The sequence below is a fragment of the Streptomyces sp. NPDC006140 genome, assembly GCF_040628815.1.
Classification (GTDB): domain Bacteria; phylum Actinomycetota; class Actinomycetes; order Streptomycetales; family Streptomycetaceae; genus Streptomyces.
On record NZ_JBEXTS010000010.1, the window covers coordinates 1 to 23,713 of the forward strand.

Here is a 23,713-nt window from a genome sequence, read left to right on the forward strand (position 1 = left end):
CCGGCCCCCGCGCCCCCCCCCCCCCCCGCTTCGGGCGCGGCGCCCCGGGCCCGCGCGGGCGGGGCGGGGGCGCCGGGGGGGGGGGGGGGGGGGGGGGGGGGGGGCCCCGGGGGGCCCCCCCCACGCCGGGCGAGACGTACGCGCCGGAACCCCTCGAAGATTCCTCGTCGCCAGGAGGAGAGAGCCATGGGCAGGGTCATCTGTGACATCACCGTCTCGGTCGACGGCTATGCGGCGGGGGTCGACCAGAGTGAGGAACGGCCGTTCGGTGACGACGGCGGAGACGGGACCGGGAACAGGCTGCACGCCTGGATGTTCGAGACACCCGGCGAGAACCGGGCCGAGGTCGAGGCGATGACCGCAGCCGGGGCCTTCGTCATGGGGCGGAACATGTTCGGCCCGGTGCGGGGTGCCTGGGACCGGCGGTGGAACGGCTGGTGGGGCGGCGATCCGCCGTTCCACGCGCCGGTGTTCGTGCTGACCCATCACCCGCGTGAGCCGGAGCCGATGGACGGCGGCACGACGTACCACTTCGTCACCGACGGGATCGCGTCGGCGCTGGAGCGGGCGCGTGCGGCGGCCGGTGGCGGCGATGTCCTGGTCCTCGGCGGCGCGACCACCGTCAACCAGTACCTCGCCGCCGGTCTGGTCGACGAGTTGCGGCTGCACATCGTGCCGCTCATGCTCGGCGCCGGCACGCGGCTGTTCGACGGCGTGCCCCCGCTGGACCTGGAGCAGGTGACGTCGCGGTCGGCGAGGCAGGTCACCCACGTGCGCTACCGCGTGCTGTCCTGAGCGGCAGGCGGGGGGAAGTACGACGACGGACGCGACAACTCCGCTCCGCGCGCGGGAAATTCCGTTGCCCGGGCCGGAGGGCGGTGGACACCATTCCGGTATGACCACGAGTTCTCCCGCCGACGGCCGGGCGGGCATCGACGCGGCGTTGGTGAGGCGGCTGATCGCCGCGCAGTTCCCGCAGTGGAGCCGGCTGAGCGTGACACCGGTCGAGGTCGACGGCTGGGACAACCGGACCTACCGGCTCGGCGAGACGATGACCGTGCGGCTGCCCACCGCCGAGCACTACGTCCCCGCCGTCGCCAAGGAAAACCGCTGGCTGCCGGTGCTCGCGCCGTCGCTGCCGGTCCCTGTTCCGCCGATCGTGGCGCGCGGCCGGCCGGGTGAGGGCTATCCCTACGACTGGTCGGTCCGCGGCTGGCTGGACGGTGAGGTGGCCCGTCCCGAACGCATCGCCGACCTGCCGCGGTTCGCGGAGTCGGTGGCCGAGTTCCTCCGCGCCCTGTGGGCCGTCGACCCCACGGGCGGGCCGCCGGCCGGGGCGCACAGCTTCTACCGGGGCGCTCCGCCGGCCCACTACGACGACGAGACGCGCCGCGCCCTTGCGGCGCTCGCCGGACGCGTCGACACCGACCGGGCCGCCGCGGTGTGGGACGCGGCGCTGCGGGCGACCTGGCGGGGGCGGCCGGTCTGGTTCCACGGCGACATCGCCGCCAACAACCTGCTGGTCAGGGACGGCGAGCTGGCCGCCGTCATCGACTTCGGCACCTCCGGCGTCGGTGATCCGGCCTGCGATCTGGTGATCGCCTGGACGATGTTCACCGGCGACAGCCGCGAGGCCTTCCGCCGTGCGGTGGGCCAGGACAGCTCGGCCTGGGCACGGGCGCGCGGGTGGGCGCTGTGGAAGGCCCTGATCTGCCTGGCGCGGGACATCGACACGGATGCCGAGGAGGCGGCCGTCCACCGCCGGGTCATCGACGAGGTCCTGGCCGACCATGACGCGGCCTTGCCCTGACCCGGCATTCCCCGGCCGCCGCGTGAATTGACGCTTACAGCGGATGAATTGACGGTTAATCGGGGCTGACAGGCAATGAACCATTGGCGTCTGGGGGATCCCACCACACAACCAAATCCAATTCCCCGCCGTCACACCACATTGCGAGAACCATTCCCTTTCACGGAGGTTTTGCAATGTCCTCTTCCCAGGCCGGCCGTCGTTCCTTACGTCTCTCGTCGGCGCTGACGCTGCTGATCGGCGCGGGCATGGCGTCCCCGCTCCTCCTGGGCGGCACCGCCGCCGCGGCGACGCCCGCCGCAGCAGCCACCGCCGCCGTCGCGTCCGACGGGCGGGCGATCGTCTACACCGCCGCCCCCGGGCAGACCAACGACGTGACCGTCACCGCGACGATCACCGACGACTCCTCGCGGATCACCTACCTGATCGACGACTCCGTCCCGATCGGCGCGGGCACCGACTGCGCGTACCCCAGCGCCACGGACCGGACCAAGGTCGCCTGCACGGTCGGCACCCTGGAGAGCCAGGACCCGTACCCCGCCCTGAGGATGTCCCTCGGCGACGGCAACGATGTCGTCGCCTACGCCAACGCCACCGACCAGGCGTACTACTTCGCCTCCCTCGATCTCGGTGCCGGCCAGGACGCGTACACCGAGACCGGCGACGTCAGCGGCAACGGCGTCTCCGGCGGCGCGGGCGACGACCACCTCACGGTCGGCGAGGTCACCGTGGTGTGGGGGGACGCCGGTGACGACACGCTCCGCGGCGGCGCCGGGTCCATCGCGAAGGGCGGCGACGGCGACGACACGATCCGTTCCTCGGGCGAGGACAGCCACGCCGACGGCGGCGCGGGCGGCGACACGCTCCTCGGCGGGGCCGGCCGGCAGCACCTGTCCGGCGACGACGGCGACGACCTGATCCGCGGCGGCGCCGGCAACGACTTCCTCTACGGCGGGAGGGGCCACGACATCCTCCACGGGGAGGACGGCGACGACACGATGTACGGGAACAGCGGGAACGACGAACTGTACGGCGGCCGGGGCACAGACACGCTCTCCGGCGGCCCCGGCAGGAACGTCGTCCGCCAGGACTGACCACAACACCCCTCTTTGGTCCGGAAGCAGTTCGAAACATTCGAGGACCGGAACCCTGCCCTCCGAGCCAGAAGGGCAGGGCACTCCCCGCACAGATGACTCCCGCCCACTCCAAGCACCGCCTGAACAGCGGAAATTGCCAGCACCCGGGATACGGGGCGCCACGAACATTTCGCAACGCTCGCCGAAACTATTGACAGTTGACAGGGCCAGGCCAACACTCCCGATGACAGAGCTCCCCCGTCACCCACCCCACGAGGACGAGGAGGAAGCACCCCCATGAAGAAGTCATCAGGCCGGCTGCGGCTGTTCCTCAGCGGTGTCTGCACCCTGCTGCTGGTCGCGGCGGCGGCCATCGCGCTGCCGGGCACCGCCCACGCCGACACGGTCGTCAACCGGAACCAGACCGGCACCCACAACGGCTACTACTACTCGTTCTGGACGGACGCCCCGGGCACGGTGTCCATGACCCTGTCCGGGGCCGGAAGTTACAGCACCTCCTGGCGGAACACCGGCAACTTCGTCGCCGGCAAGGGCTGGAGCACCGGCGCCCGCCGCACCGTGAGCTACTCGGGCACGTTCAACCCGTCCGGCAACGCCTATCTGACCCTCTACGGCTGGACGGCGAACCCGCTCGTCGAGTACTACATCGTCGACAACTGGGGCACGTACCGGCCCACGGGCACGTACAAGGGGACCGTCACCAGCGACGGCGGCACGTACGACATCTACAAGACGACGCGGTACAACGCCCCGTCCGTGGAGGGCACGCGCACCTTCGACCAGTACTGGAGCGTCCGGCAGTCGAAGCGGACGGGCGGCACCATCACCACCGGCAACCACTTCGACGCGTGGGCCCGCGCCGGCATGCCCATGGGCAGCTTCAAGTACTACATGATCATGGCGACCGAGGGTTACCGGAGCAGCGGCAGCTCCAACATCACCGTGCACACGGGGCCGTGACGATGAGCACCGGCGCACCTTCCCCGCGCGCACTGCTCACGGCGCTGACGGTCCTCGCGACGGCCGCTGCCGCCACCCTCACCGCCGCGGCCCCCGCCGGCGCGGCGCGGGCGGCGGCCTGCACCGGGTACGTCGGGCTCACCTTCGACGACGGCCCGTCCGGCAACACGACGAGACTGCTCGACGCGCTCCGGCGGAACGGGCTGCGGGCCACGATGTTCAACCAGGGCCAGTACGCCGCCGCCAACCCGTCGCTGGTCCGGGCCCAGGTGGCCGCCGGCATGTGGGTCGGCAACCACAGCTACACGCACCCGCACCTGACCCGGCTGAGCCAGGCGCAGATCGACTCCGAGATCTCCCGCACCCAGCAGGCCATCGCCGGCGCGGGAGGCGGCACCCCGAAACTGTTCCGCCCGCCGTACGGCGAGACGAACTCGACGGTGCGGTCGGTCGCGGCCCGCCACGGCCTGACCGAGATCATCTGGCACGTGGACTCCCAGGACTGGAACGGCGCGAGCACCGACGCGATCGCGCAGTCCGCCGCCCGCCTCACCAACGGCCAGATCATCCTCATGCACGACTGGTCCGCCAACACCCTCGCCGCGATCCCCCGCATCGCCCAGAACCTGGCCTCCCGAGGCCTCTGCCCGGGCACGATCTCCCCCCAGACGGGACGCGCGGTGCCCCCCGCCTGACCCGACGAGCCGAAAACCCACAACACACCCCACCCCAGCGCGACGGCCCCCAGGACCGTCGCGCTGCCGACATGCTCCTACTCGAACACCTCAGGAGCGTCCGCCCCGGCGGTTCAGGCGCCCCCGTCGGCCTCGACGGTCTTCGTACCTGAGTACGTGTGCTCATGACGGTCCCCTCCCGGGCCGGGATCCTGGTGGTATGAGGAACTGGGGATTGCTCTCGGCCGGGGCCGCGCTCGTCGGTGGTGTGCCCGTTGCCGCTTGGGGACTGATGGGGCAGCAGAACTACGAGGGGCTGCCGGCGGGTGAGCTCGACTACGCCTTCCAGCCGTGGGACATCGGGGACGGCGTCGCCGCGGTGTTCGGCGGGCTCGCGCTGGTGCTGGCGGGGCTGGGCGCGACCGTGCTCGTGCGGGGTGCGCGGCGCGGGGCGCTGGATCCGCGCTGGTGGGGGGTGATCGGGCCGCTGGTGGTCGTCGGGCTGATGGCCGGTGTGGGCTGGCGGATCCTCACCGCGGGGGGTGTCGGCGCCAACATCGGGGCCGGGCTGCTGATCATCTTCGGTACGCCGTTCGTCGCCGGGCTGTCGCTGTGGGCCCTGGCGTGGGGCGTGTGGCTGGTGACCGACCGGAGCGGGGACGGCGGCCGGACCGGCGGCGGGGAGCTGGGCGGGTTCGCCTCCCGCGGGGTGTGACGGCCGGGCTGCTTGGCCGAAAAACCATGGCGGGTCGACGGCAGGGGAGGCAACGTCCGTATCCCCTGGGGAGGTTCACCTAGGTTGGTGGACCGGTGTCCCTTCCCACCCCCCAGGAGGCCCTGCCGTGCCCGACGACAGCCTGCGCGCCCGTATCGACACCTCCAAGCCGCACTCGGCCCGCTTCTGGAACTACTTCGTCGGCGGCAAGGACAACTACGAGGTCGACCGCGAGATCGGCGACCAGATCAAGTCGATCTTCCCGGGCCTGGTCGACGTGGCGGTCACGAGCCGCCGGTTCCTGGGGCGCGCGGTCCGGTACCTGGCCGGGGAGCAGGGCGTGCGGCAGTTCCTGGACGTGGGCACCGGGCTGCCGACCGCCGACAACACGCACGAGGTCGCCCAGCGCGTGGCCCCGGACGCCCGGATCGTCTACGTCGACAACGACCCCATCGTCCTGGCCCACGCCAACGCGCTCCTCACCAGTACGCCCGAGGGCAGGACGGCGTACCTGGACGCCGACCTCTACGACCCCGAGGCCGTGCTGGCGGCCGCGGCGGGCACGCTCGACCTCTCGCGGCCGGTGGGGCTGATGATCCTCAACACGCTGGGGCACGTCGCCGAGTACGAGCGGGCGCGGGAGCTGGTGCGGCGGCTGATGGCCGGGCTGCCCGCCGGGAGCCATCTGGTGATCAGCGACAGCACGGCGACGAGTGAGGGCATGATCGCCGCGTCCGAGGCCTACAACGCGAGTGGGGCCGTGCCGTATTACGTCCGGCCTGTTGCCGAGATCGCCGGGTTCTTCGACGGGCTGGAGTTGGTCGAGCCCGGGGTGGTGCGGGTGCCGGAGTGGCGGCCTGGGCCGTCGGAGGGGGGCCATGGCCGTGCCGGTGCCGTGGATGCGTACTGCGGTGTGGGGCGCAAGCCGGCGTAGGTCCGTGGTGTGGTGCGGCGCCGTGGGGGCTGGTCGCGCAGTCCCCCGCGCCCCCACATAAGGCCGGCCCCAAAAAGGCTCCTTCACCCGTCCGGATCCGTCACCCCAGCCCCCCACCACCCCCCACGCGATAATCAGGACATGCCCGACCCACCCCCCGTCCCCGAGCCCTCCCGTCGGCTGCTCGGTGATCTGGTCGCGGTGGGTGAGGCCCACTCCCTCGTTCTCGCGGGCGGGTACGCGGTGCTGGCGCACGGGCTCGTGGCGCGGGCCGGGCGGGACGTGGATGTCGCCACCGAGCACCCCGCCGGGATGGACGCCATCGCCGACACGGTCCGGACCGGGCTGGTGGCACGCGGCTGGCTGGTGCGGACCCTGGAGACCGGCCCGCTGGCCGCCCAGTTCCTGGTCACCGACGCGGCGAGCGGTGCGGAGTTCGAGGTCGGCCTGCGCAAGGAGGTGCTGTGGCGCCCGCCCGTGGTCACGGAACTCGGGCCGGCCCTGTCCCTCGAGGACCTCGTCGGCACCCGGGTGCGGGACCTGGCCGACCGGGGACTCACCCGCGACCTGGTCGACGTACACGCCGCCTCGGCCCGCTGGAGCCACCCCGAACTGGAGGAGCTGGGCCGTCGGCACGCCCCCGACACCTTCGACCTCACCGACCTCCAGGCCCGGCTGACCGGCACGGACTGGCTCGACGACAGCGCGTTCACCGCCCAGGGCCTCGACGTCGGGGCCGTCGCGGGGCTCCGCCGCTGGGCGCAGGAGTGGGCCGACGACATCGCGGAGCGGCTCATCGAGGGCGAGGCCCCCGAGGAGGAGTGACCCGCGGGACTTACCGGTCGGTACCCTGGCCGGATGGGGAAAGGGGCAGGCGGGCAGGTGGGAGTCGTGGCCGCGCTGGTACGGGCGGCGTTCCTGGTGGACGGGGTGTACGCGGAGGCCAGCCGGTCGTACGGGCTGACGCCGCAGCAGGGACAGCTGCTCTGTGTGCTGCTGCCGCAGCCGTACGGGATGGGTGAGCTGGGCGAGACGCTGGGGCTGGCGAAGTCGAGTCTGACCGGGCTGGTGGACCGGACGGTGCGGCGGGGGCTGGTCCGGCGGGAGGCCGATCCCCGGGACGGGCGGGCCGTGCGGGTGGCGCTGACGGAGGAAGGGGCCGCGCTCGCCGAGGAGTTCTACGCCGAGACCTGCCGCCGGATTCAGGCGCTGCCGTCCGGGCTCAGCGGCGCCGAGCGGGACCGGCTGGCCGCGCTGCTGTCGCGGGTCGTGGTCGACAACGAGGTGCCCGAGGTGTTCGTGGAGACCGGGAGGGTCTCGGACAGCAAGTAGCGGGATCCCGGGGGGCGTTCACTTCCCGGGCACCGGCGTCGTCGCCCGCTGCTCCCGTCGTCCCGCCGCCATCAGGGACAGTGTCACCGCGGCCGACGCCACCGCCATCGCCGTCATCGCCAGGGCCGGTGAGGTCAGTTGGGCCACCGATCCCGCGAGCGTCGCCGCGACGCCCTGCATGGTGAGCATGCCCGCCGAGTGCAGCCCCAGGGCATGACCGGTCAGGTCGTCGGGGGTCAGGGCCACCAGCCGCTCCTGCTGCACGAGGCCCGCGCCGAAGCCGACGGACGCCAGCGTGACGGCGGCCACCGCGAGCGGCAGCGGCGGACGCAGCAGGAACGGCACGTACGGGACGGCCAGGAGCAGCAGCAGCGGCAAACCCAGGCGGGGGCGAAGCCGCGGCGGGAGCAGACGGCCCACCAGCACGTCACCGGCCAGCATGCCCAGCGCGGCGCAGGCGAACAGGGTGCCGGCGGACTCGGGGGCGTAGGGGACGAAGAGGGATTCGCAGCCGACGACCAGGCCGTTGGGGATCCAGAGGGCCAGATAGACCTGGCGGCGGGGCGGTGACGACCAGAGCAGCGCGTTAGCGCGCCAGGTCGCCGACACCGAGGGGCGGCCCGTCGCGCGGGGCGGGCGCGGGGTCAGGCGCAGGCGGATGACGACCGCAGCGACGCCGTACAGCGCCGCCGCCAGCAGCAGGGACACGCGTGGGGAGAGGACCGCCACCAGGACGCCGCCGGTGGCGTATCCGAGGATCTGCACGACCCCGGACATCATGTTGAAGACCGAACGCCCCAGCAGGTAGCCGTCGTCGGAGAGGATCTCGTTCACCAGCCCCCAGCGCACTCCCCCGCCGAGCGAGGCGGCCAGGCCCTGGCCGAGGAGGACGGCGAAGACGGCCCAGACGGGCAGCGCGGGCAGGGCGAGTACGGCCGTGCCGGCGGCCAGGACGAGGGAGATGCCGGTCAGGGCGGACCGCGGGGGCAGACGGTCGGCGCCCGACAGCAGGAACGTCGCGCCGAGCACCTGGGTCAGCGACTGCCCGAACATGCTGAGCGCCGACAGCAGCGGCGAGTCCGTCGCCCGGAACACCAGGACGCCCAGGGCCAGTCCGCCGATCGTCTGGGCCAGGACGTTGGCCGAGGAGGCGAGGAAGAGGGGGGTGAACTCCGGGGTGCGGAAGAGCTGCCGGTAGCTGCGCATGCGCCGAGTCTGCGAGCAGCGCCGGCACCTCGTTATTGTTTCGCGGCAGCGCGAAAGGTGGTGGGCGCGGGAAGGCAGCGGCCAGGGCGCGAAAGGTGGTGGGGTGGGCATGGGCTGGTGGCAGATCAACGCCGATACCCTCGCCGCGAGTCGCTTCTGTCTCTCCCCGCTCGCCGAGACGTTCGCCGCGCTGAAGCTGCTCCACGCGGGCGTCGCCACCCACCCCGGTGAACGCGTCTGGCTGGACGCCCATCTGCCGGACTACCGGGCCCGGCTGGCCGCCGACCCGGTGACCGCGCGGCTGGTGCGGGCCGGGCTCGGCAAGGACTGGATCGCCGACTTCCTCACCCCGACCCCGCGGGACGGCGAGTCCTTCGCGGACGGCGTCGCGCGGGTGCGCGCGGCCGACCCCGGCCAGGCCCGTGCCGACCTGACCGTCTCCCTCGCCGGCCCCCTCCCCGCCGTACTGGACCGCGACGACCTGCCCGAGCGTGCGGCCGCGCTGCTGGAGTACGTCTGGGCGCGGGCCGTACGCCCGGACTGGGAGCGGCGCCGGCGCGTCCTGGAGGCCGACGTGGTGGCCCGGACCGCGCAGGTGAGCCGGGGCGGCTGGGCGGCGGTGGTGGACTCGCTGCGGCCGGGACGCACGCGGTGGCTCGGCGGCAACCGGCTGCAGGTGAACCTGCACGAGTATCCGCCGCGTGAGATCTCGGGCGCCGAGCTGCTGTTCGTGCCGGTCACCCCGAAGAGCGGCTGGGTGTCCTGGGAGGAGCCCGGCCGGTACGCCCTGGTCTATCCGTGCGCGGGCGCGCTCACCGACCCCGCCGCCCGGGCGGCGCCCGCGAGCCTGGGCGCGCTGCTCGGGCCGGCGCGCGCCGCGGTGCTCGTGCTGCTCGACTCCCCGCTCAGCACGACCCAGCTGGTCGCCGTGACGGGCCAGGGCCTCGGCTCGGTCGGGCGGCATCTGCGGGTACTGCTGGACGCGGGGCTGGTGCAGCGGCGCCGGGCGGGCAGGTCGGTGCTGTACGCGCGGACGGCGGCGGGTCAGATGCTCCTGGAGGCCCAGCACCGGCCCGTCACCCGCCGGAGCTAGCATCCGCTCATGACGACTACCAACGGTTCCTCTCCCCTCGACGTCGAGATCGGTGCGCTTCAGGGCGGTTCCGCCGACCTGTCCCAGTACGCGGGCAAGGCGGTGCTCGTGGTGAACGTGGCCTCCAAGTGCGGCCTGACCCCGCAGTACAACGGGCTGGAGAAGCTCCACGAGCGCTATGCCGAGCGTGGCTTCACCGTGCTCGGGGTGCCCTGCAACCAGTTCCTCGGCCAGGAGCCGGGCAGCGCCGAGGAGATCGCCGAGTTCTGCTCGGCGACCTACGGCGTGACCTTCCCGATGACCGAGAAGGTCGAGGTCAACGGCGAGAACCGGCACCCGCTGTACGAGCGCCTGACCGGCTTCGCCGATGCCGAGGGGCACAGCGGGGACATCCGCTGGAACTTCGAGAAGTTCCTGATCGGCCGGGACGGCACGGTCGTCGCCCGCTTCTCCCCGCAGACCGAGCCCGAGTCGGCGGAGGTCGTGGCGGCGATAGAGGCCCAGCTCGGCTGACGGCCCCGCTTGACCTTGCCCCTGGGGCAGGGCCGAGCGTCCTCGTCATCGGGTGGAAGAGCCGCCCGATGACGGAGGATGCCGTGGTGGACGTACCGGACCGGGACCTGCTCACCATCGGGGCGTTCGCCGCGCGCGCCCGGCTGTCGGCCAAGGCCCTGCGGCTGTACGACCGGCTGGGGCTGCTGGCCCCGGCGTACGTCGACGAGGCCACCGGCTACCGCTACTACCGCGCCGGCCAGGTCGAACAGGCCCGGCTGGTGGCGATGCTGCGGCAGCTGGACATGCCGCTCGCCCGGATCGCCGAGGTGGTCGCGGCGGGCGACGGGCCCGCGGCGGCCGAGCTGCTCGGCGCGTACTGGGCGGATGTCGAGGCGCGGGTGGCGGGACAGCGGACGCTCGCCGAGTACCTCCGTGGACGGCTGTCGGGGAGGAGCTCCGAGATGTACGGGAAGTTCACGGTCGAGACGGTGGAGATGCCCGCGCAGGTGGTGATCACCGAGAGGCGGCACACGCTGGCGGACGAGCTGCCGACGTGGATCGGGGCGGCGCTGGGCCGGCTGGAGGAGGCGGCCCGGGAGTGCGGCGGCGTGGCCGGGGTGCCGTACGTCGCCTACTACTCCGAGGTGTCGATGGAGAGCGACGGTCCGGCGGAGGCGTGCGTGCCGGTCGCCGACGAGGCGGCGGCCCGGGCCTGGGCGGAACGGCGGGGGCGGTCCTGGGAGACGGCCGTGCGGGTGGAGCCGGCCGGGCGGCTGGCGTACACCAGGATCACCAAGGCGCAGGTGGCGCATCCGCAGATCCTGGCCGCGTTCGAGGCGGTGGAGGAGTGGATGGCGGCGGAAGGGCTGACGGCGACCGGTCCCTGCCGGGAGCTGTACTTCGCCGACTGGGCCGCGGCGGGACCCGGGGACCCGGTGTGTGACGTGGCGTTCCCGGTGGGCTGAGCCCTCCGCAGGGACTGCGGGCACAAGCGGAGCCCTCTCGGCTAGGACGGCGATGCTGGTCGAGAGGGCTCTGTCGGTGGTGCTTGTGCGGGCGTCGGTGCCGGGGTCAGGCCTTGACCGAGGCCACGAAGGCGTTCCACGCGTCGGCGGGAAACGCCAGCTTGGGGCCCTCGGGGACCTTGGTGTCCCCGAGTTCCAGGGCCTCTTCGACGGTCGACCTGACCATCACGCAGGCGCCGTTGTTGTTGGTGTAGGAGGACGTCGTCCACGTTTCCGTGGCGCCCAGACGAATTGCCATGTTCGCTCCGTAGCCAGTTGCGTTTACGCCAACCCGTGCTGGTGGTTGGCGTGATCGACGCTACTCGCCCACATCCTCGTTCGGAGCAGTCATTCACTCGACTGGATGGCATATTCCAGGGGAGACTTCCAGTCAGGCGTGTCAGGGGTGTAGCATCCCGCGTTTTGCCCGGGGGAAGTCCCCTTCCGGCAGCGGTTCAGCGTGCGTAGTCCTTGGCCAGGCGCTCGATGAGCTGCCGCGACTGGTCCACGTTCAGCGACTGGGCGCGCAGGTGCTCGTACATCACCGTGTACTTCTGCACGTCGAGCGGCTTCTCCAGGTACAGGTCGCTGGTGACGCCCTCGATGTAGACCACGCTGGAGTCGGCCGCGTCGGCGAACTCCAGGATCGAGTACTGGCCGTTGATGCCGGCGTGCGCGCCGACCTCGAACGGCAGCACCTGCACGGTGATGTGGGGCAGCTGCGACATCTCGATCAGATGCTCCAGCTGCTCGCGCATCACTTCCTTGTTGCCCACGACCCGGTGCAGGGACGCCTCGTCCAGCACCACCCACAGCCGCAGCGGGTCCGTCTCGGCGGTGATACGGCCCTGCCGGCGCAGCCGGACCTCGACGCGCTTGTCGTTGTCCGCCTCCGTCGCCTCGGGCGAACCGCCCCGGATGATGGCCTCGGCGTACGCCCGCGTCTGCAACAGGCCGGTGATGATCTGGGGTTCGTAGACCCGCAGCGACTCGGCGTCCGTCTCCAGGCCGATGTAGACGCTGTACGGGATGTCCCCGAAGGCGTGCCACCAGCCCTGCTGGCGCGAGTCCTTGGCCATCTGCATCAGCGAGTCGACGATCCGCTGGTCCTCGACCTCGTAGACCCCGCACAGGTCGCGCACGTCGCGCTGGCTGATGCTGCGCCGCCCGTTCTCCAGGCGGCTGATCTTCGACTGCGACACCAGCAGCCGCTCGGCCACTTCCTCGGCCGTCATGCCCTTGAGCTCGCGGAGCCTGCGGAGCTCCTGGCCCAGCCGGCGCCGCCTGACGGTGGGATTGACATTGGACGCCACGGGACGTGCACCTCCGGCTGCGTGCCTCTACTTTGCGTATCTGCTGTTGAGCAGACTGCCACCAAGGTGCTTCCTACCGCTGGGAAACGGTGGATATGCGACGGGTACACGCCAGTTCGGGCACGGCACGCCGAGCGGGGCGGCGAGAGTCTGCACTCTCTCCGCCCCGCTCGGACAGCGGCTCCCGGTGACCGGGTTCTGGGGTCCCGTGCTGCGTGTGCCGGTCGTCGGTCGTACTGGTGCGGTGCCGTGTGCTGGTGGTGCGCTGCCGTGCTGCCGGCGCGGCGCGGCTCAGTGGGCCGCGACGCGCGCCATGGGGCCGCGGCGCGGCTGCATCGGAACGCCGCGGGCGGGTTCCGCTGCGGCCCGGGTTCCGCCGGCGGCCTGACGGCCGGACGGGGCCGGGCTGCGGCGCGGCTGGGCCGCCACGCCGTTCTGGACGTCCATCACGGCGTGCGCCACGAGGCCGCCCATGGGGTCGTGCCTGATCAGGTCCCGCAGCCGGGATCGGGACGAACGTCCCTCGTTGCCCGGATACAGGTGCTTGCCGAGGCCGACCGCGTGTGCCAGGGCGGCGAGCGCCGCGGTCCGCGGGTCCGGCGGTACGCCGGTGCGGATCGCCGAATCCAGCCGGGCCCTGATCTCCCGGCTGATCTCGTTGTCCGTCGCCTGGTAGCGAGTCGTCGGCAGCACTCCGCACATCTGGCCCGCCACGGCATGCACCATGCCGCACCGCTCCAGATGCGAGAGGTAGGTCTGGCGGAGCCCGAGACGCGGCCCGCCAATCCAGTTCACTGCCCGCACGGGAGCGCCGCGCCTACGCAGCAACTCCAACGCGCAGTCCAACGTTGGATCTCCAGTCGGCCGTGGTACGACCACGGCGATACGATCCCCGTCTGGGGCTATCCGTCCGGCCAGCGCCAGCTCTACTAGCTGTGCTCCGGCCAGACCGAGGTCGAGCGACTGCGGCTGCGCAGTGGTACCCGTGGTCGGGTCCAGTGCCAGCAACAGAAGCTCCTCCGGAAGTGTTCTGCGGCTCCTGCCCATCCATGCCTCCCCGCGTGGATGAATGACAGGGTGACCCCTCTCACATTGGTCTGTCGAGGGTGCGTGACCGGTTCGTAGTGGAACCAGTAGGTATGTCGTTCTCGTCTACCGGATGGGTCCGGTCCGCACACAGGACACTGGTACATGGTTCGGACAGCGCCGGGGAGCGGTGTCAGGGCGGCGGTTCACGGTTCGTACGCGCACGCGGGGAGTGCGGCGCGAGGAGGAGGCATCGGTGGCGGGCGAGTCCCCCGACAGGTCGAAGCAGCGCGAGTCGTCGGCAGAACCGACGTCGGGGAGCGCGGGTCCGGTTCCCGGGGCCAGGAGCGAGACGGCGGACACGCGCGAACCGCGCGACCCGCGCCTCGCGGTGGCCCGGGACGCGGAGAGGTCCTCTGGGCGCGGGGGTGTCGACACGGCGACCCGCGTCCTGTCCACGCGCCCGTCCGACGACACCGCGACACCCCCGGCTGACGCCGGGCAGGGTGAGAGCGACTCGGACAGCGAGGGTGCGGCGGCGGCTGTGAAGGGGGCCGGGGAGTCTTCGGGTGCGGGTTCCGGCTCCGGTGAGCCGGGCGGTGGCGCCACTGCCGGTGACGGGCGGCTGCGGGACGCCGTCGCCGCGTGGGTCGCTTCGGCGGACGAGGGCAAGGAGCCTGCTGCCGGCCAGGGGGGCGACAAGGCCTCAGCGGACGCCCGGCAGCAGCCTGCCGATGGCGCTGAGAAGCCCGCGAAGGCCGACACGGACGCCCAGGAGGCTGGGAAGCCCACCGGGGCCCCAGAGGCCGGCACGGACGCCGGTGACGGCCGTGAGGCCGAGCGCGCGGACGAGACCACGGCCGAGACCACGGACATCGAGACGGACGCGCAGGACGGCCAGGAGGCCGCCGAAGGCGCGGGGCAGGGGGCTGACCCCCGGGACAGCCGTGAAGGCGAGCCCAAGGGCGGCCAGGAAGCCGCAGGAGCGGCGTCCGAGAAGGCCGAGGAGGGCCCTGGCGGGGTCGCTGCGGCTGAGGCGGACCGTTCCGGCAGCGCCGATGACGCGGGAGCGGCGCAGGCCGACTCCGGCGGCGAGGAGGGCCCTGCCGCGTCCGCGGCCGAGCCGAAGACTGAGCCGAAGACCGATTCGAGGGCCGGGTCGAAGACCGAGCCGGACACCAAGCCGGACGCAGAGCCCAAGGCCGACGCCGACACCAAGCCGGACGCCGAGCCCAAGGCCGACGCGGACCCCAAGCCGGACGCCGAGCCCAAGGCCGCCCCGAAGACACAGCCGAAGGCCGAATCTGAGGCCGGCGCCGATGCAGGCGCAGCCGTTGCCTCCGGCGACGGTGACAAGGGCGCCGAAGACGACGTCGAGCCCGACGCCGAAGACGCTCGCGAGGAACCCGGGCCCGCCGGCAAGCCCGACGGCGGCGAGAAGGCCGCGCCCGGCAGCAAGCCCAGCGGCGAGAAGGCGCCCGGCGGCAAGCCCAGCGATGGCAAGGCCGCGTCCGACGACACCTGCGACACCGACACCGACGACGCCAGCGACACCGATGACGAGCGCCGCGGCCAGCCCGTCGATCAGCCCACCGCCGTTTTCAAGGCCGTCCGGCCGCCCGTCGATCAGCCCACCACCATGCTGAAGCTCGGCGGGGCCGCCAAGGACGTTCCCGAGAGGGAAGCCGAGCGGACGAGCAAGTTCGTCGCGCTCAAGCCCCTCGACGACCCGGCGACCCGGAAGCCGGCGGCCTCCGCACCGGCCCAGCCGGCCGCCCCCGCCGACGCCACCGCCCCCGTGCCCACCGTCGGCCCGGAGCGGACCACGCAGCAGCCGCTGCCGCCGAAGCCGCCGCTGGATCTGCTGGCCGAGCTGACGAACACCCCGCCGCCCCCGGACACCCCGCTGCGGACGGCCGTACGGCGGGTGAAGATCTGGACGCCGCTGGTGCTGCTGCTGGTGGTGGTCTTCGCGGTCGTACAGAGTGTCCGGCCGCTGCCGGCACCCACCCTCGACCTCACCGCGAAGGACAGCTACACCTTCAAGGGCGGCAACGTCGACATCCCCTGGCCCGCCAAGGGCCAGGCCGCGCTGGACGTGCAGGGCATCGGTACGTTCGGCTCGTCCGGCGAGCAGAAGCCCGTGCCGATCGCCAGCGTCGCCAAGGTCATGACCGCCTACGTCATCCTGCGCGACCACCCTCTCAAGAGCGGCGCCGAGGGGCCGAAGATCGAGATCGACCAGGCCGCCGAGGACCAGTCCGACGCCGGCCAGGAGTCCACAGTCGACGTGACCAAGGGCGACAAGATCTCCCAGCGGGAGGCACTGGAGAGCATCCTGATCGCGTCCGCGAACAACGTGGCGCGGCTGCTGGCCCGCTGGGACGCGGGGTCCGAGAAGGCGTTCGTGCAGAAGATGAACGATGCCGCCAAGGACCTCGGCATGAAGAACACGACGTACACCGACCCGTCGGGCCTGAACAACACGACCGTCTCCACGGCCGTGGACCAGGTGAAGCTCGCCAAGGCCGCCATGCAGCAGCCCGCCTTCCGCGAGGTCGCGGCGATGATGTCGTACGTCGACTACAAGGGCACCAAGCACGACAACTGGAACCGCCTGGTCGGCTCCAACGACGTGACCGGCATCAAGACCGGCACCACCACCTCGGCGCTCGGCAACCTCGTCTTCGCGGCCAAGAAGGACGTGAACGGCGAGACGCGCCGGATCATCGGCGCGGTGGTGCGCCAGCCCGCGGGCGGCCCGGACAACACCATCCTGGGCGCCGCGCTCTACGAGGGCGACAAGCTGATCCGGGCCGCGCAGGGCGCGCTGGAGTCGGCGACGATCCTGAAGAAGGGCACGGTCGTCGGGTACGCGGACGACGGTCTCGGCGGCCGCACCCCGGTCGCCGTCACCGAGGACGTCACGGCCGTCGGCTGGTCGGGCCTGTCCGTGAAGCTGACGTTCGCCGCGGACGACCTGCCGCACACGGCGAAGGCCGGCACGAAGGTGGGCACGCTCACCGTCGGTGACGGCACGACCAGCGCCGTGAAGGTCCCGGTCGCCCTCCAGGAGGACCTGGTGGAGCCGGGCTTCGGGGCCAAGCTCACGCGTCTCGGCTGACCCGGGACGCGCCCCGCACGACCGCACTCCGCCGGTAACGGCCCGTCCGGGCGCCGCCCGGCGGGGTGCGTGCTAGCGTCCCGAACCGGGACAGGTCGCCGTTCGCGGCGGCCACGGCCGTGAACCGGGGGGAACGGAACACGGCCGGGAGGAAGAACGAGCCGAGAACAGAAGATCGGGACACGGGGAGTGCCTTCGAGTGGCCACTGCGGAGCCGACACGCGCCGACGACGCCGATCCGGGACCGGTGTCCGGCCCGCGAATACGCGTGCCCGCAGGGCCGGAGGGCGCCTCGCGGGAGGAGACCGGCGCGCCCGGCCGTGACGTCGCATCCCGGCTGCACCCCGCCCTGCTGACCCTGCGTGAGCGCATGCTGCGGCACCCGGTCCTGTCCGTCACCGGGCTGGCCGGAGTCCTCCACGTCGTCTGGTTCTTCACGTTCGCGAACAGCGGTGGCGATCTGGCCGCGCAGGACGCCTGGGCCGAGTTCGTCGGGCGGCACCCGGACTCGGCGTACAACCTCGCCTGGTACGGCGGCATGCATCCGGTGTCGTACAGCATGGTGTCGCCGTATCTGATGTCGGTGCTCGGCGTGCGGACGACGATGATGATCGCGGGGACGGTCTCGGCCGGGCTGCTCACGCTGCTCCTGCTCCGCAGCCGCGCCGTCCGCAATCCCCTCTGGGCGTCCCTGGCCGGGGTGTTCGGGCTGTTCTGCAACGCCGTGTCGGGCCGGGTGACCTTCGGCCTGGGCATGATGTTCGCGCTCGGCGCGGTCGCCGTGGTGTTCTGCTGGCCGTACCGCTGGCGTTACAAGCGCTGGGCGAAGGCCCTGTGCGCGGCGCCGCTGGCCGCGCTGGCCACGATGTCGTCCCCGGTGGCGGGCCTGTTCGTGGGGCTGGTGGCGGTGGCGCTGTTCCTGCAGAAGCGCCGTCCCGGTGCCTGGGCGCTGGGTCTGGCGCCGAGCGCGGTGGTGGCGGTGTCGGCCTGGCTGTTCCCCTTCTCCGGGACGCAGCCGATGGCCATCGGCTCGGTCATCCTGCCGCTGGCCTTCTCGATCCTGGTCTACGCGCTGGTGCCGCGGGACTGGAAGACGGTCCGGCTGACGGCCGCGGTGTACGGCCTGGGGGTCGTGCTGGTGTGGCTGATCAGCTCCCAGATCGGTTCGAACATCACGCGGCTGGCGATGCTGTTCGCGGGTGTCGCGCTGGTCGCCGCGCTGCCCTTCACGGTGCCGCGGAGCCGCAAGTGGTACGCGATCGTGGTGGCCTTCGTCGGTTTCACGGCGTGGATCGGCTTCAAGTCGACCGACGACATCGTCCACACGGCCCCGGCGGCGTCCTGGTCGCGCGAGCTGGCGCCGCTGGTGAACGAGTTGCAGGAGGTCGGCGCGGAGAAGGGCCGGGTCGAGGTGGTCCCCGCCCGCTCCCACCGGGAGGCGTCCGCCCTCGCCCCGTACGTCAACCTGGCCCGCGGCTGGAACCGCCAGGCCGACATGGAACGCAACCCCCTCTTCTACGACGACACGCTCAACTCGGCGAACTACCACGAGTGGCTGAAGCGCTGGGCGGTCCACTACGTCGTGCTGCCGAAGGACGAGCCGGACGGTGACGGCGGCGAGCGCGAGCGGGAGCTGGTGCAGCGCGGTCTGCCGTATCTGAACCAGGTGTGGGGCGACGCCAACTGGCAGTTGTTCAAGGTGACCGCCCCCACCCCGCTGGCCGAGCCGAACGCGGTCGTCGAGCGGGCCGAGCAGGGCGAGATGGTCCTGAGGGTGAGGAAGGCGGGCCGGATCCTGGTCCGCATCCCGTACTCGCCGTGGCTGAGCATCGTCGACGCGGAGGGCAAGAGCCTGAAGCCGCCCCAGGAGACGCCGGAGTCCCGGGACCGCCCCGAGGGCGAGCCGAAGACGTACGTCAACGTCAACGGCTGCCTGACGGAGACGGAGGAGGACGCGCACGGCGACCGGTGGACGGAGCTGCTGGCCCCGAAGGCGGGCACGTACCGCCTGGCCGCGCCGTACCAGCTGCCCCGTGGGACGCCGTGCCCGGAGGAGCTGCGCTGACGCTCAGCGCAGCCGGTCCACGTACCGGTCGGTGCCGGGCACCGTCGGGCTGAACGGCGCCACCAGTTCCACCCTGCCCAGGCCCGACTCCGCCACCGCCGTGTCCAGGCCGGTGAAGGAGTGCTCCCAGCACTCCCTGGGGTCCGCCTGGAGGAACCACAGCAGGGTCAGGCGGGTGTCGACGCCCTCGACCTGCTTGACGTAGGTCATGCGGTCGCCGGGGAGGGGGGTGGGGCGGAAGACGGTCACCAGTGCGGCCGGGGAGCCCGCGAGGCGCTGGGGGAGGTGGCGGGTGCGCAGCCACTCCAGCAGGGCGGCGCGCTGCTCGGGGCTGTCGGACTCGACGACCTGGAGGACCAGGCCCGCGTAGGGGTGGTCGAGGGCGTGGACGTCCCGGGGTCCGGCCGCGCCGTCGCGGTACACCGTCGTCTCGTGGTCCTGGAACGCCGTGAGGACGTGCGTGCGGTCGTGGTAGACGCGGCCGTCGCGGTTGAGGCGCCTGTTGATGGCGACCGTCCAGCGCATGTGGTCGTCGTAGCGGCCGGCGGTGATCCAGTACGTGGAGAGGTAGCAGCCGGTGGTCACCGGCCGGGCGATCGCCGATTTCTCGGGGTAGCGCAGGAGTTGGAGGTCCCGGGTCGCGACCCAGCGGCGGCCGGCGTACATCCAGGGCATGGCCATCGCGCCGGCGTAGTAGTGGTCGTCCTCGTACCAGCGGTTGTAGGCGTACTCGTGGCCCGGATGCGGCTCGACCATGGTGATCAGGGCGTGGCCGGGGCGGGTGCCGTAGGGGCCGACGGCGGCCAGTTCTGCGTACAGCTCGCTGCGGGTGTCGTCACTCATTGCCTTCCCCTTCGTCGGCGGCTGGCCCATACTCTGACGGCCCGTCAGGTAATGCGCCAGAGGTTCGGGGAGGTCCTGCCATGTCGCTGCTCGCGGGGAAGACCGTCGTGGTGTCGGGGGTGGGGGCCGGGCTCGGGCGGCAGGTCGCGGCGGCCGTGGTGCGGGACGGGGGGCGTGCCGTGCTCGGGGCCCGGACGGAGGCGAACCTGGCGAAGACCGCCGGGGAGCTGGACCCGGGCGGGGCGCGTACGGCGTACCGGGCCACCGACATCTGCGACGAGGCGCAGTGCGAGGCACTGGCCGGGCTGGCGGTCCGGCGGTTCGGGCGGATCGACGCCGTGGTCCATGTGGCCGCGCTCGACGGGTACTTCGGCGGGCTTGAGGACGCGGACTTCGAGGCCTGGCGTTCCGTCCTGGACGTGAACCTGCTGGGCACCCTGCGGATGACCCGGGCCTGCCTGCCGGCGCTGAAACGGGGCGGCGGGTCGGTGGTGTTCGTCGGGACGCAGTCGGCCGTGGCGGCTCCGTCGCAGGTGCGGCAGGCGGCGTACGCGGCGTCGAAGGGGGCGCTGACGAGTGCGATGTACTCGCTGGCCCGGGAGTTCGGCCCGTACCGGATCCGGGTCAACACCGTGCTGCCGGGGTGGATGTGGGGGCCGCCGGTGCGGGCGTACGTGCGGTCCGCCGCGCGGGCGGAGGGCGTGCCCGAGGGAGCCGTTCTGGAGCGGCTGACGGGACGGATGGCGCTGCCCGATCTGGCCACGGACACGGATGTGGCCGACGCGGCGGTGTTCCTGGCGTCGGACCGGGCGCGGGCGATCACCGGGCAGTCGTTGCTGGTCAACGCGGGGGAGCTGATGCGTTGAGTTCAGATAGCTGAACCGAGGCCAGTACACCGAACATCTTTACCTCCCTTTGACCATACGGTCACTTGTCGTGTTCACGCGGTAGCGCCCACGATGAGCGCCGGGCTGATCCCTGGGAGGGCGCACATGAACGGTCTCGACTGGGCCGTGCTCATCGGCTACTTCGCCGTGATGGTCGCGATCGGCGTCTGGTCGCACAAACGCGTGGACAACGTCAGCGACTTCTTCACCGCCGGCGGCAGGATGCCGTGGTGGCTCTCCGGCATCTCGCACCACATGTCGGGCTACAGCGCGGTGATGTTCACCGGGTACGCGGGCATCGCCTACACCCACGGCGTCACGTCCTTCGTCACCTGGTCCTTCCCCATCGCCCTCGGCATCGCCATCGGCTCGAAGCTGTTCGCGCCGCGCATCAACCGGCTGCGCTCCCGGCTCCATGTGGCCTCCCCGCTGGAGTACCTGAAGAACCGCTACGACCTGAAGACCCAGCAGGCGCTGGCCTGGTCGGGCATGCTGCTGAAGATCGTGGACGTGGGCGCCAAGTGGGCCGCGATCGCGACCCTGTTGTCCGTCTTCACCGGGATCTCCCTCAACCAGGGCATCCTCATCACCGGCACCATCACCGCCGTCTACTGCACCATCGGCGGCCTGTGGGCCGACGCGCTGACCGAACTCGGCCAGTTCGTCATCCAGTTGCTGGCCGGTGTCGCGATGCTCGTCGCGGTGTGGGTACGGCTCGACGACCACGGCGGCTTCTTCGGCGTGTGGGACCAGCCGGAGCTCCAGGGCCACGAGAAGCCGCTGGTCGGCGACTACGGCACGGTCTTCCTGCTCGCGTTCCTCTTCATCAAGCTCTTCGAGTACAACGGCGGCATGCTCAACCAGGCCCAGCGCTACATGGCCACGCCCAACGCCAAGGAGGCCGAGCGGTCGGCCCGGCTGTCGGCGATCCTCTGGCTGGTCTGGCCGCTGGTGCTGTTCTTCCCCATGTGGATGTCGCCGCTGCTGGTCGAGTCGCAGAAGTCGGACGGCTCGGACTCCTACGCCCTGATGACCGAACAGCTCCTCCCCCACGGCCTGCTGGGCCTGGTCATCGTCGGCTTCTTCTCGCACACCATGGCCATGTGCTCCTCCGACGCCAACGCCATCGCGGCCGTGTTCACCCGGGACTGCGCGCCCGTGGTGTGGCGCCGGGCGCGGGCGTGGAGCGAGGGGCAGGGCCTGCGCGTGGCCCGGATCGCGACGGTCGTCTTCCTCGGTCTGTCCATGGCGGCGGCGACGCAGGTCAACTCCCCCGCCTTCAAGGACATCATCACCGTCGTCATCAAGTGGGTGGCCGGTCTCATGGGCCCGATGGCCATCCCGATGATGCTCGGCCTGCTGCGGCCCTTCCGCCGCTCCGGCCCGACGGCGGCCCTCACCAGCTGGTCGATGGGCCTACTGGCCTTCTGGCTGGTGAACTACCCGATCAACTGGAACGTCGAGGGCGGTGTCCCGCTCCAGTACCAGGTGTCGATCCCGCTCGCGGTGTCGCTGGTCCTCTACATCCTGATCGGCTTCGTGAAGCCGGAGGACACCCCGGAGCGGCTCGCGATCATCGAGAAGATCAACACGGACGGGGACGGAGCCGCCGCGGCCGCGATCCCGACACCGGCGGACGGGGTCGGGGACCCCGTACGCACCACGGTGAAGGACTGACGGCCCCGCCCACGCCTCCGCCCCTCACGGGCGGAGGCGTAGGCACTGCTCAGTCGTCCAGGGCGCCGGTGACCTTGCCCAGGTCGACGAACTTGAAATCGGTGTTGTCGCGGACCTCCCCGTCGGCGTCCGTCTCGTCCGGGGTGTTGTGACCGTCCTGCACCACGAGCAGGCCGTTCGGGTAGCGGGAGCCGAGGGGGGCGTTCAGGACGGCGGCGCCGTCGCACTCCTCGGAGCCGTCGACGGTGCCGGAGGTGATCCGGAAGCCGCTCTCGTACTCGTTGTCGTCGGACACCTCGCGGTCGTACGCGGCGAAGGTGTTGTCGCCCTGGCTGGAGGCGAGCAGGTAGCCGTCGCCGGAGCCCTCGTCGAGGATGGTCAGGCCCTCGACGTCGGCGGACAGGTGGGTGCCGCCGTAGCCGGGGTCCGCGCCCGGGACGCACTCCTCGGTGGCCTCGTCGTAGGTGGCGGGGACGCCGTACTCGCGCACCTTGTCGATCAGCTTCGGCCTGCCGCCGAGGTCGGCGGGCATCCGCCAGATGCCGACGTCCTCCTGGCCGGCGTAGAGCACCTTGTTCACCGGGTCGACGACCATGCCCTCGACCTGCGGGAGGTCGCCGGGGTCGGCGCAGGGGGTCCAGGACCGGCCGTTGGGGAGGGTGAAGGAGGCCGGCAGGTCGTAGGTGCGCACCTGCCGGTAGGTGACGGCTCCGGTGGCGGTCGTCCTCAGCTCCAGCAGGGCGAGCCGGGTGCGGCTGCGCTGACTGACCACGGCGTAGGAGAGGCCGGTGGACTTGTCCGTCCAGGTGGCCAGGCCGTAGGGCGTGGTCTGGTCGTTGACCTCGTCCAGGGTCTTGGAGAAGACCAGCGGGGCGTTCGGGTCGGTGATGTCCGTCAGCGGCCGCGCGGCACCCGGGGTGATGCGGTAGATCCGCAGGTGGTCGCGGCCCCGGTCGGTGACGACGGCGACGTCGGCGCGGCCGGTCGGCAGCGGGAACCCGGAGACCAGGTCCACGTTGTTGAAGCGGCCCGGCTTGTCGTCGGGGGTGGGCGCGGGCGGCGCCGGGATCGACTGCACCTCCTTGCCGGCCAGGTCGTACACGCGCAGGCCGCCCTCCTTGGCCGTGGCGATCACCAGGCTGGCGTCCGGGTCGGCGGCGTTGCGCCAGATCGCCGGGTCGTCGGCGTCGGCGTTGCCCCCGGCGTCGTCGCCGTACAGGGCCGGGGTCTCGGTGGTGGCGGTCAGCTCCGGGAGCCCGGAGTCGGATGCCTGGGCCGAGGTGGGCAGGACCGCCACGGCCGTCAGGGCCGCGAGGATCGCGGCCGTCTGTGTCCCGCGCAGGTTGCGCACAGTGCCTCCACGAAGGGGGATGAACGGACGAGACCCGGTGGGGCAGCGCCGGGGAGGTGATCCCCGCGTCGGGCCGTGCAGATCCTCAGGACCGAAGGTGACGGGGT

General features: G+C 72.0%; 22 protein-coding genes. 16 read left to right on the forward strand and 6 right to left on the reverse strand.

Features of this window, described 5'->3' with window-relative positions; genetic code table 11:
- Positions 1–186 precede the first annotated feature (186 nt).
- The 9 genes from ABZ386_RS24540 to ABZ386_RS24580 all read left to right on the forward strand — a co-directional run bounded on the left by ABZ386_RS24540 (position 187) and on the right by ABZ386_RS24580 (position 7,522).
- Entirely contained in the window at positions 187–795 is a 609-nt protein-coding gene (locus tag ABZ386_RS24540) for a dihydrofolate reductase family protein (protein WP_358965840.1), read from the forward strand.
- Between the two features lie 100 nt (positions 796–895).
- Positions 896–1,810: an aminoglycoside phosphotransferase family protein gene (locus tag ABZ386_RS24545; protein ID WP_351338924.1), complete on the forward strand. Its 915-nt coding sequence runs from the start codon at positions 896–898 to the stop codon at positions 1,808–1,810.
- Between the two features lie 176 nt (positions 1,811–1,986).
- Positions 1,987–2,904, forward strand: a complete 918-nt coding sequence (locus ABZ386_RS24550) for a calcium-binding protein (RefSeq protein WP_355727609.1) — start codon at positions 1,987–1,989, stop codon at positions 2,902–2,904.
- Between the two features lie 279 nt (positions 2,905–3,183).
- Positions 3,184–3,867 (forward strand): glycoside hydrolase family 11 protein, encoded by a 684-nt coding sequence (locus ABZ386_RS24555; RefSeq protein WP_114253625.1) that lies wholly within the window; start codon positions 3,184–3,186, stop codon positions 3,865–3,867.
- 2 nt (positions 3,868–3,869) lie between these two features.
- Positions 3,870–4,562, forward strand: coding sequence for a polysaccharide deacetylase family protein (locus ABZ386_RS24560; RefSeq protein ID WP_358965843.1), 693 nt, complete (start codon positions 3,870–3,872; stop codon positions 4,560–4,562).
- 199 nt (positions 4,563–4,761) lie between these two features.
- A complete protein-coding gene (locus tag ABZ386_RS24565; protein ID WP_358965845.1) occupies positions 4,762–5,256 on the forward strand; it encodes a hypothetical protein in 495 nt (164 codons plus the stop codon).
- Between the two features lie 127 nt (positions 5,257–5,383).
- The gene (locus ABZ386_RS24570) at positions 5,384–6,190 is read left to right on the forward strand and encodes an SAM-dependent methyltransferase (protein ID WP_355722575.1); all 807 of its coding nucleotides are present in this window, start codon (positions 5,384–5,386) and stop codon (positions 6,188–6,190) included.
- Positions 6,191–6,331: 141 nt separating this feature from the next.
- The gene (locus ABZ386_RS24575) at positions 6,332–7,015 is read left to right on the forward strand and encodes a nucleotidyl transferase AbiEii/AbiGii toxin family protein (protein ID WP_358965847.1); all 684 of its coding nucleotides are present in this window, start codon (positions 6,332–6,334) and stop codon (positions 7,013–7,015) included.
- Positions 7,016–7,048: 33 nt separating this feature from the next.
- Positions 7,049–7,522: a MarR family transcriptional regulator gene (locus ABZ386_RS24580; protein ID WP_355722568.1), complete on the forward strand. Its 474-nt coding sequence runs from the start codon at positions 7,049–7,051 to the stop codon at positions 7,520–7,522.
- Positions 7,523–7,540: 18 nt separating this feature from the next.
- On the opposite strand, the gene ABZ386_RS24585 is transcribed toward ABZ386_RS24580, so the two are convergent.
- Positions 7,541–8,728, reverse strand: coding sequence for an MFS transporter (locus tag ABZ386_RS24585; protein WP_355722564.1), 1,188 nt, complete (start codon positions 8,726–8,728; stop codon positions 7,541–7,543).
- A 109-nt stretch (positions 8,729–8,837) separates the two neighbouring features.
- On the opposite strand from ABZ386_RS24585, the gene ABZ386_RS24590 reads away from it, so the two are divergent.
- The 3 genes from ABZ386_RS24590 to ABZ386_RS24600 all read left to right on the forward strand — a co-directional run bounded on the left by ABZ386_RS24590 (position 8,838) and on the right by ABZ386_RS24600 (position 11,281).
- Entirely contained in the window at positions 8,838–9,821 is a 984-nt protein-coding gene (locus ABZ386_RS24590; protein ID WP_355722561.1) for a winged helix-turn-helix domain-containing protein, read from the forward strand.
- A 9-nt stretch (positions 9,822–9,830) separates the two neighbouring features.
- The gene (locus ABZ386_RS24595) at positions 9,831–10,334 is read left to right on the forward strand and encodes a glutathione peroxidase (protein ID WP_351338898.1); all 504 of its coding nucleotides are present in this window, start codon (positions 9,831–9,833) and stop codon (positions 10,332–10,334) included.
- Positions 10,335–10,402: 68 nt separating this feature from the next.
- Positions 10,403–11,281 carry a MerR family transcriptional regulator gene (locus tag ABZ386_RS24600; protein WP_351338895.1) on the forward strand — a complete coding sequence of 293 codons (879 nt, stop codon included), beginning with the start codon at positions 10,403–10,405 and terminating at the stop codon, positions 11,279–11,281.
- Between the two features lie 106 nt (positions 11,282–11,387).
- Here ABZ386_RS24600 and ABZ386_RS24605 read toward each other — a convergent pair whose 3' ends face one another.
- From ABZ386_RS24605 to ABZ386_RS24615, 3 genes are all read right to left on the reverse strand, one after another.
- Positions 11,388–11,579, reverse strand: coding sequence for a DUF397 domain-containing protein (locus tag ABZ386_RS24605; protein WP_114253634.1), 192 nt, complete (start codon positions 11,577–11,579; stop codon positions 11,388–11,390).
- Positions 11,580–11,775: 196 nt separating this feature from the next.
- Complete coding sequence (locus tag ABZ386_RS24610) at positions 11,776–12,633, reverse strand: helix-turn-helix transcriptional regulator (RefSeq protein WP_114253635.1); 858 nt, start codon at positions 12,631–12,633, stop codon at positions 11,776–11,778.
- A gap of 291 nt (positions 12,634–12,924) precedes the next feature.
- Positions 12,925–13,680 carry a GPP34 family phosphoprotein gene (locus ABZ386_RS24615; RefSeq protein WP_114253636.1) on the reverse strand — a complete coding sequence of 252 codons (756 nt, stop codon included), beginning with the start codon at positions 13,678–13,680 and terminating at the stop codon, positions 12,925–12,927.
- A 235-nt stretch (positions 13,681–13,915) separates the two neighbouring features.
- Between ABZ386_RS24615 and ABZ386_RS24620 the strand changes: the two genes are divergently transcribed.
- Both ABZ386_RS24620 and ABZ386_RS24625 read left to right on the forward strand, forming a co-directional pair.
- Complete coding sequence (locus ABZ386_RS24620) at positions 13,916–16,783, forward strand: D-alanyl-D-alanine carboxypeptidase (RefSeq protein ID WP_358965849.1); 2,868 nt, start codon at positions 13,916–13,918, stop codon at positions 16,781–16,783.
- A 199-nt stretch (positions 16,784–16,982) separates the two neighbouring features.
- On the forward strand, positions 16,983–18,848 hold the full coding sequence (locus ABZ386_RS24625) for an MFS transporter (protein WP_356618989.1): 1,866 nt from the start codon (positions 16,983–16,985) through the stop codon (positions 18,846–18,848).
- A 3-nt stretch (positions 18,849–18,851) separates the two neighbouring features.
- On the opposite strand, the gene ABZ386_RS24630 is transcribed toward ABZ386_RS24625, so the two are convergent.
- Positions 18,852–19,691 carry a hypothetical protein gene (locus ABZ386_RS24630; protein WP_358965851.1) on the reverse strand — a complete coding sequence of 280 codons (840 nt, stop codon included), beginning with the start codon at positions 19,689–19,691 and terminating at the stop codon, positions 18,852–18,854.
- 80 nt (positions 19,692–19,771) lie between these two features.
- Between ABZ386_RS24630 and ABZ386_RS24635 the strand changes: the two genes are divergently transcribed.
- The gene (locus ABZ386_RS24635) at positions 19,772–20,557 is read left to right on the forward strand and encodes an SDR family oxidoreductase (RefSeq protein WP_355718950.1); all 786 of its coding nucleotides are present in this window, start codon (positions 19,772–19,774) and stop codon (positions 20,555–20,557) included.
- Positions 20,558–20,683: 126 nt separating this feature from the next.
- Positions 20,684–22,255 carry a sodium:solute symporter family protein gene (locus ABZ386_RS24640; protein ID WP_351338880.1) on the forward strand — a complete coding sequence of 524 codons (1,572 nt, stop codon included), beginning with the start codon at positions 20,684–20,686 and terminating at the stop codon, positions 22,253–22,255.
- Positions 22,256–22,304: 49 nt separating this feature from the next.
- Here ABZ386_RS24640 and ABZ386_RS24645 read toward each other — a convergent pair whose 3' ends face one another.
- On the reverse strand, positions 22,305–23,606 hold the full coding sequence (locus tag ABZ386_RS24645; RefSeq protein ID WP_358965852.1) for a phytase: 1,302 nt from the start codon (positions 23,604–23,606) through the stop codon (positions 22,305–22,307).
- Between the last annotated feature and the right edge of the window lie 107 nt (positions 23,607–23,713).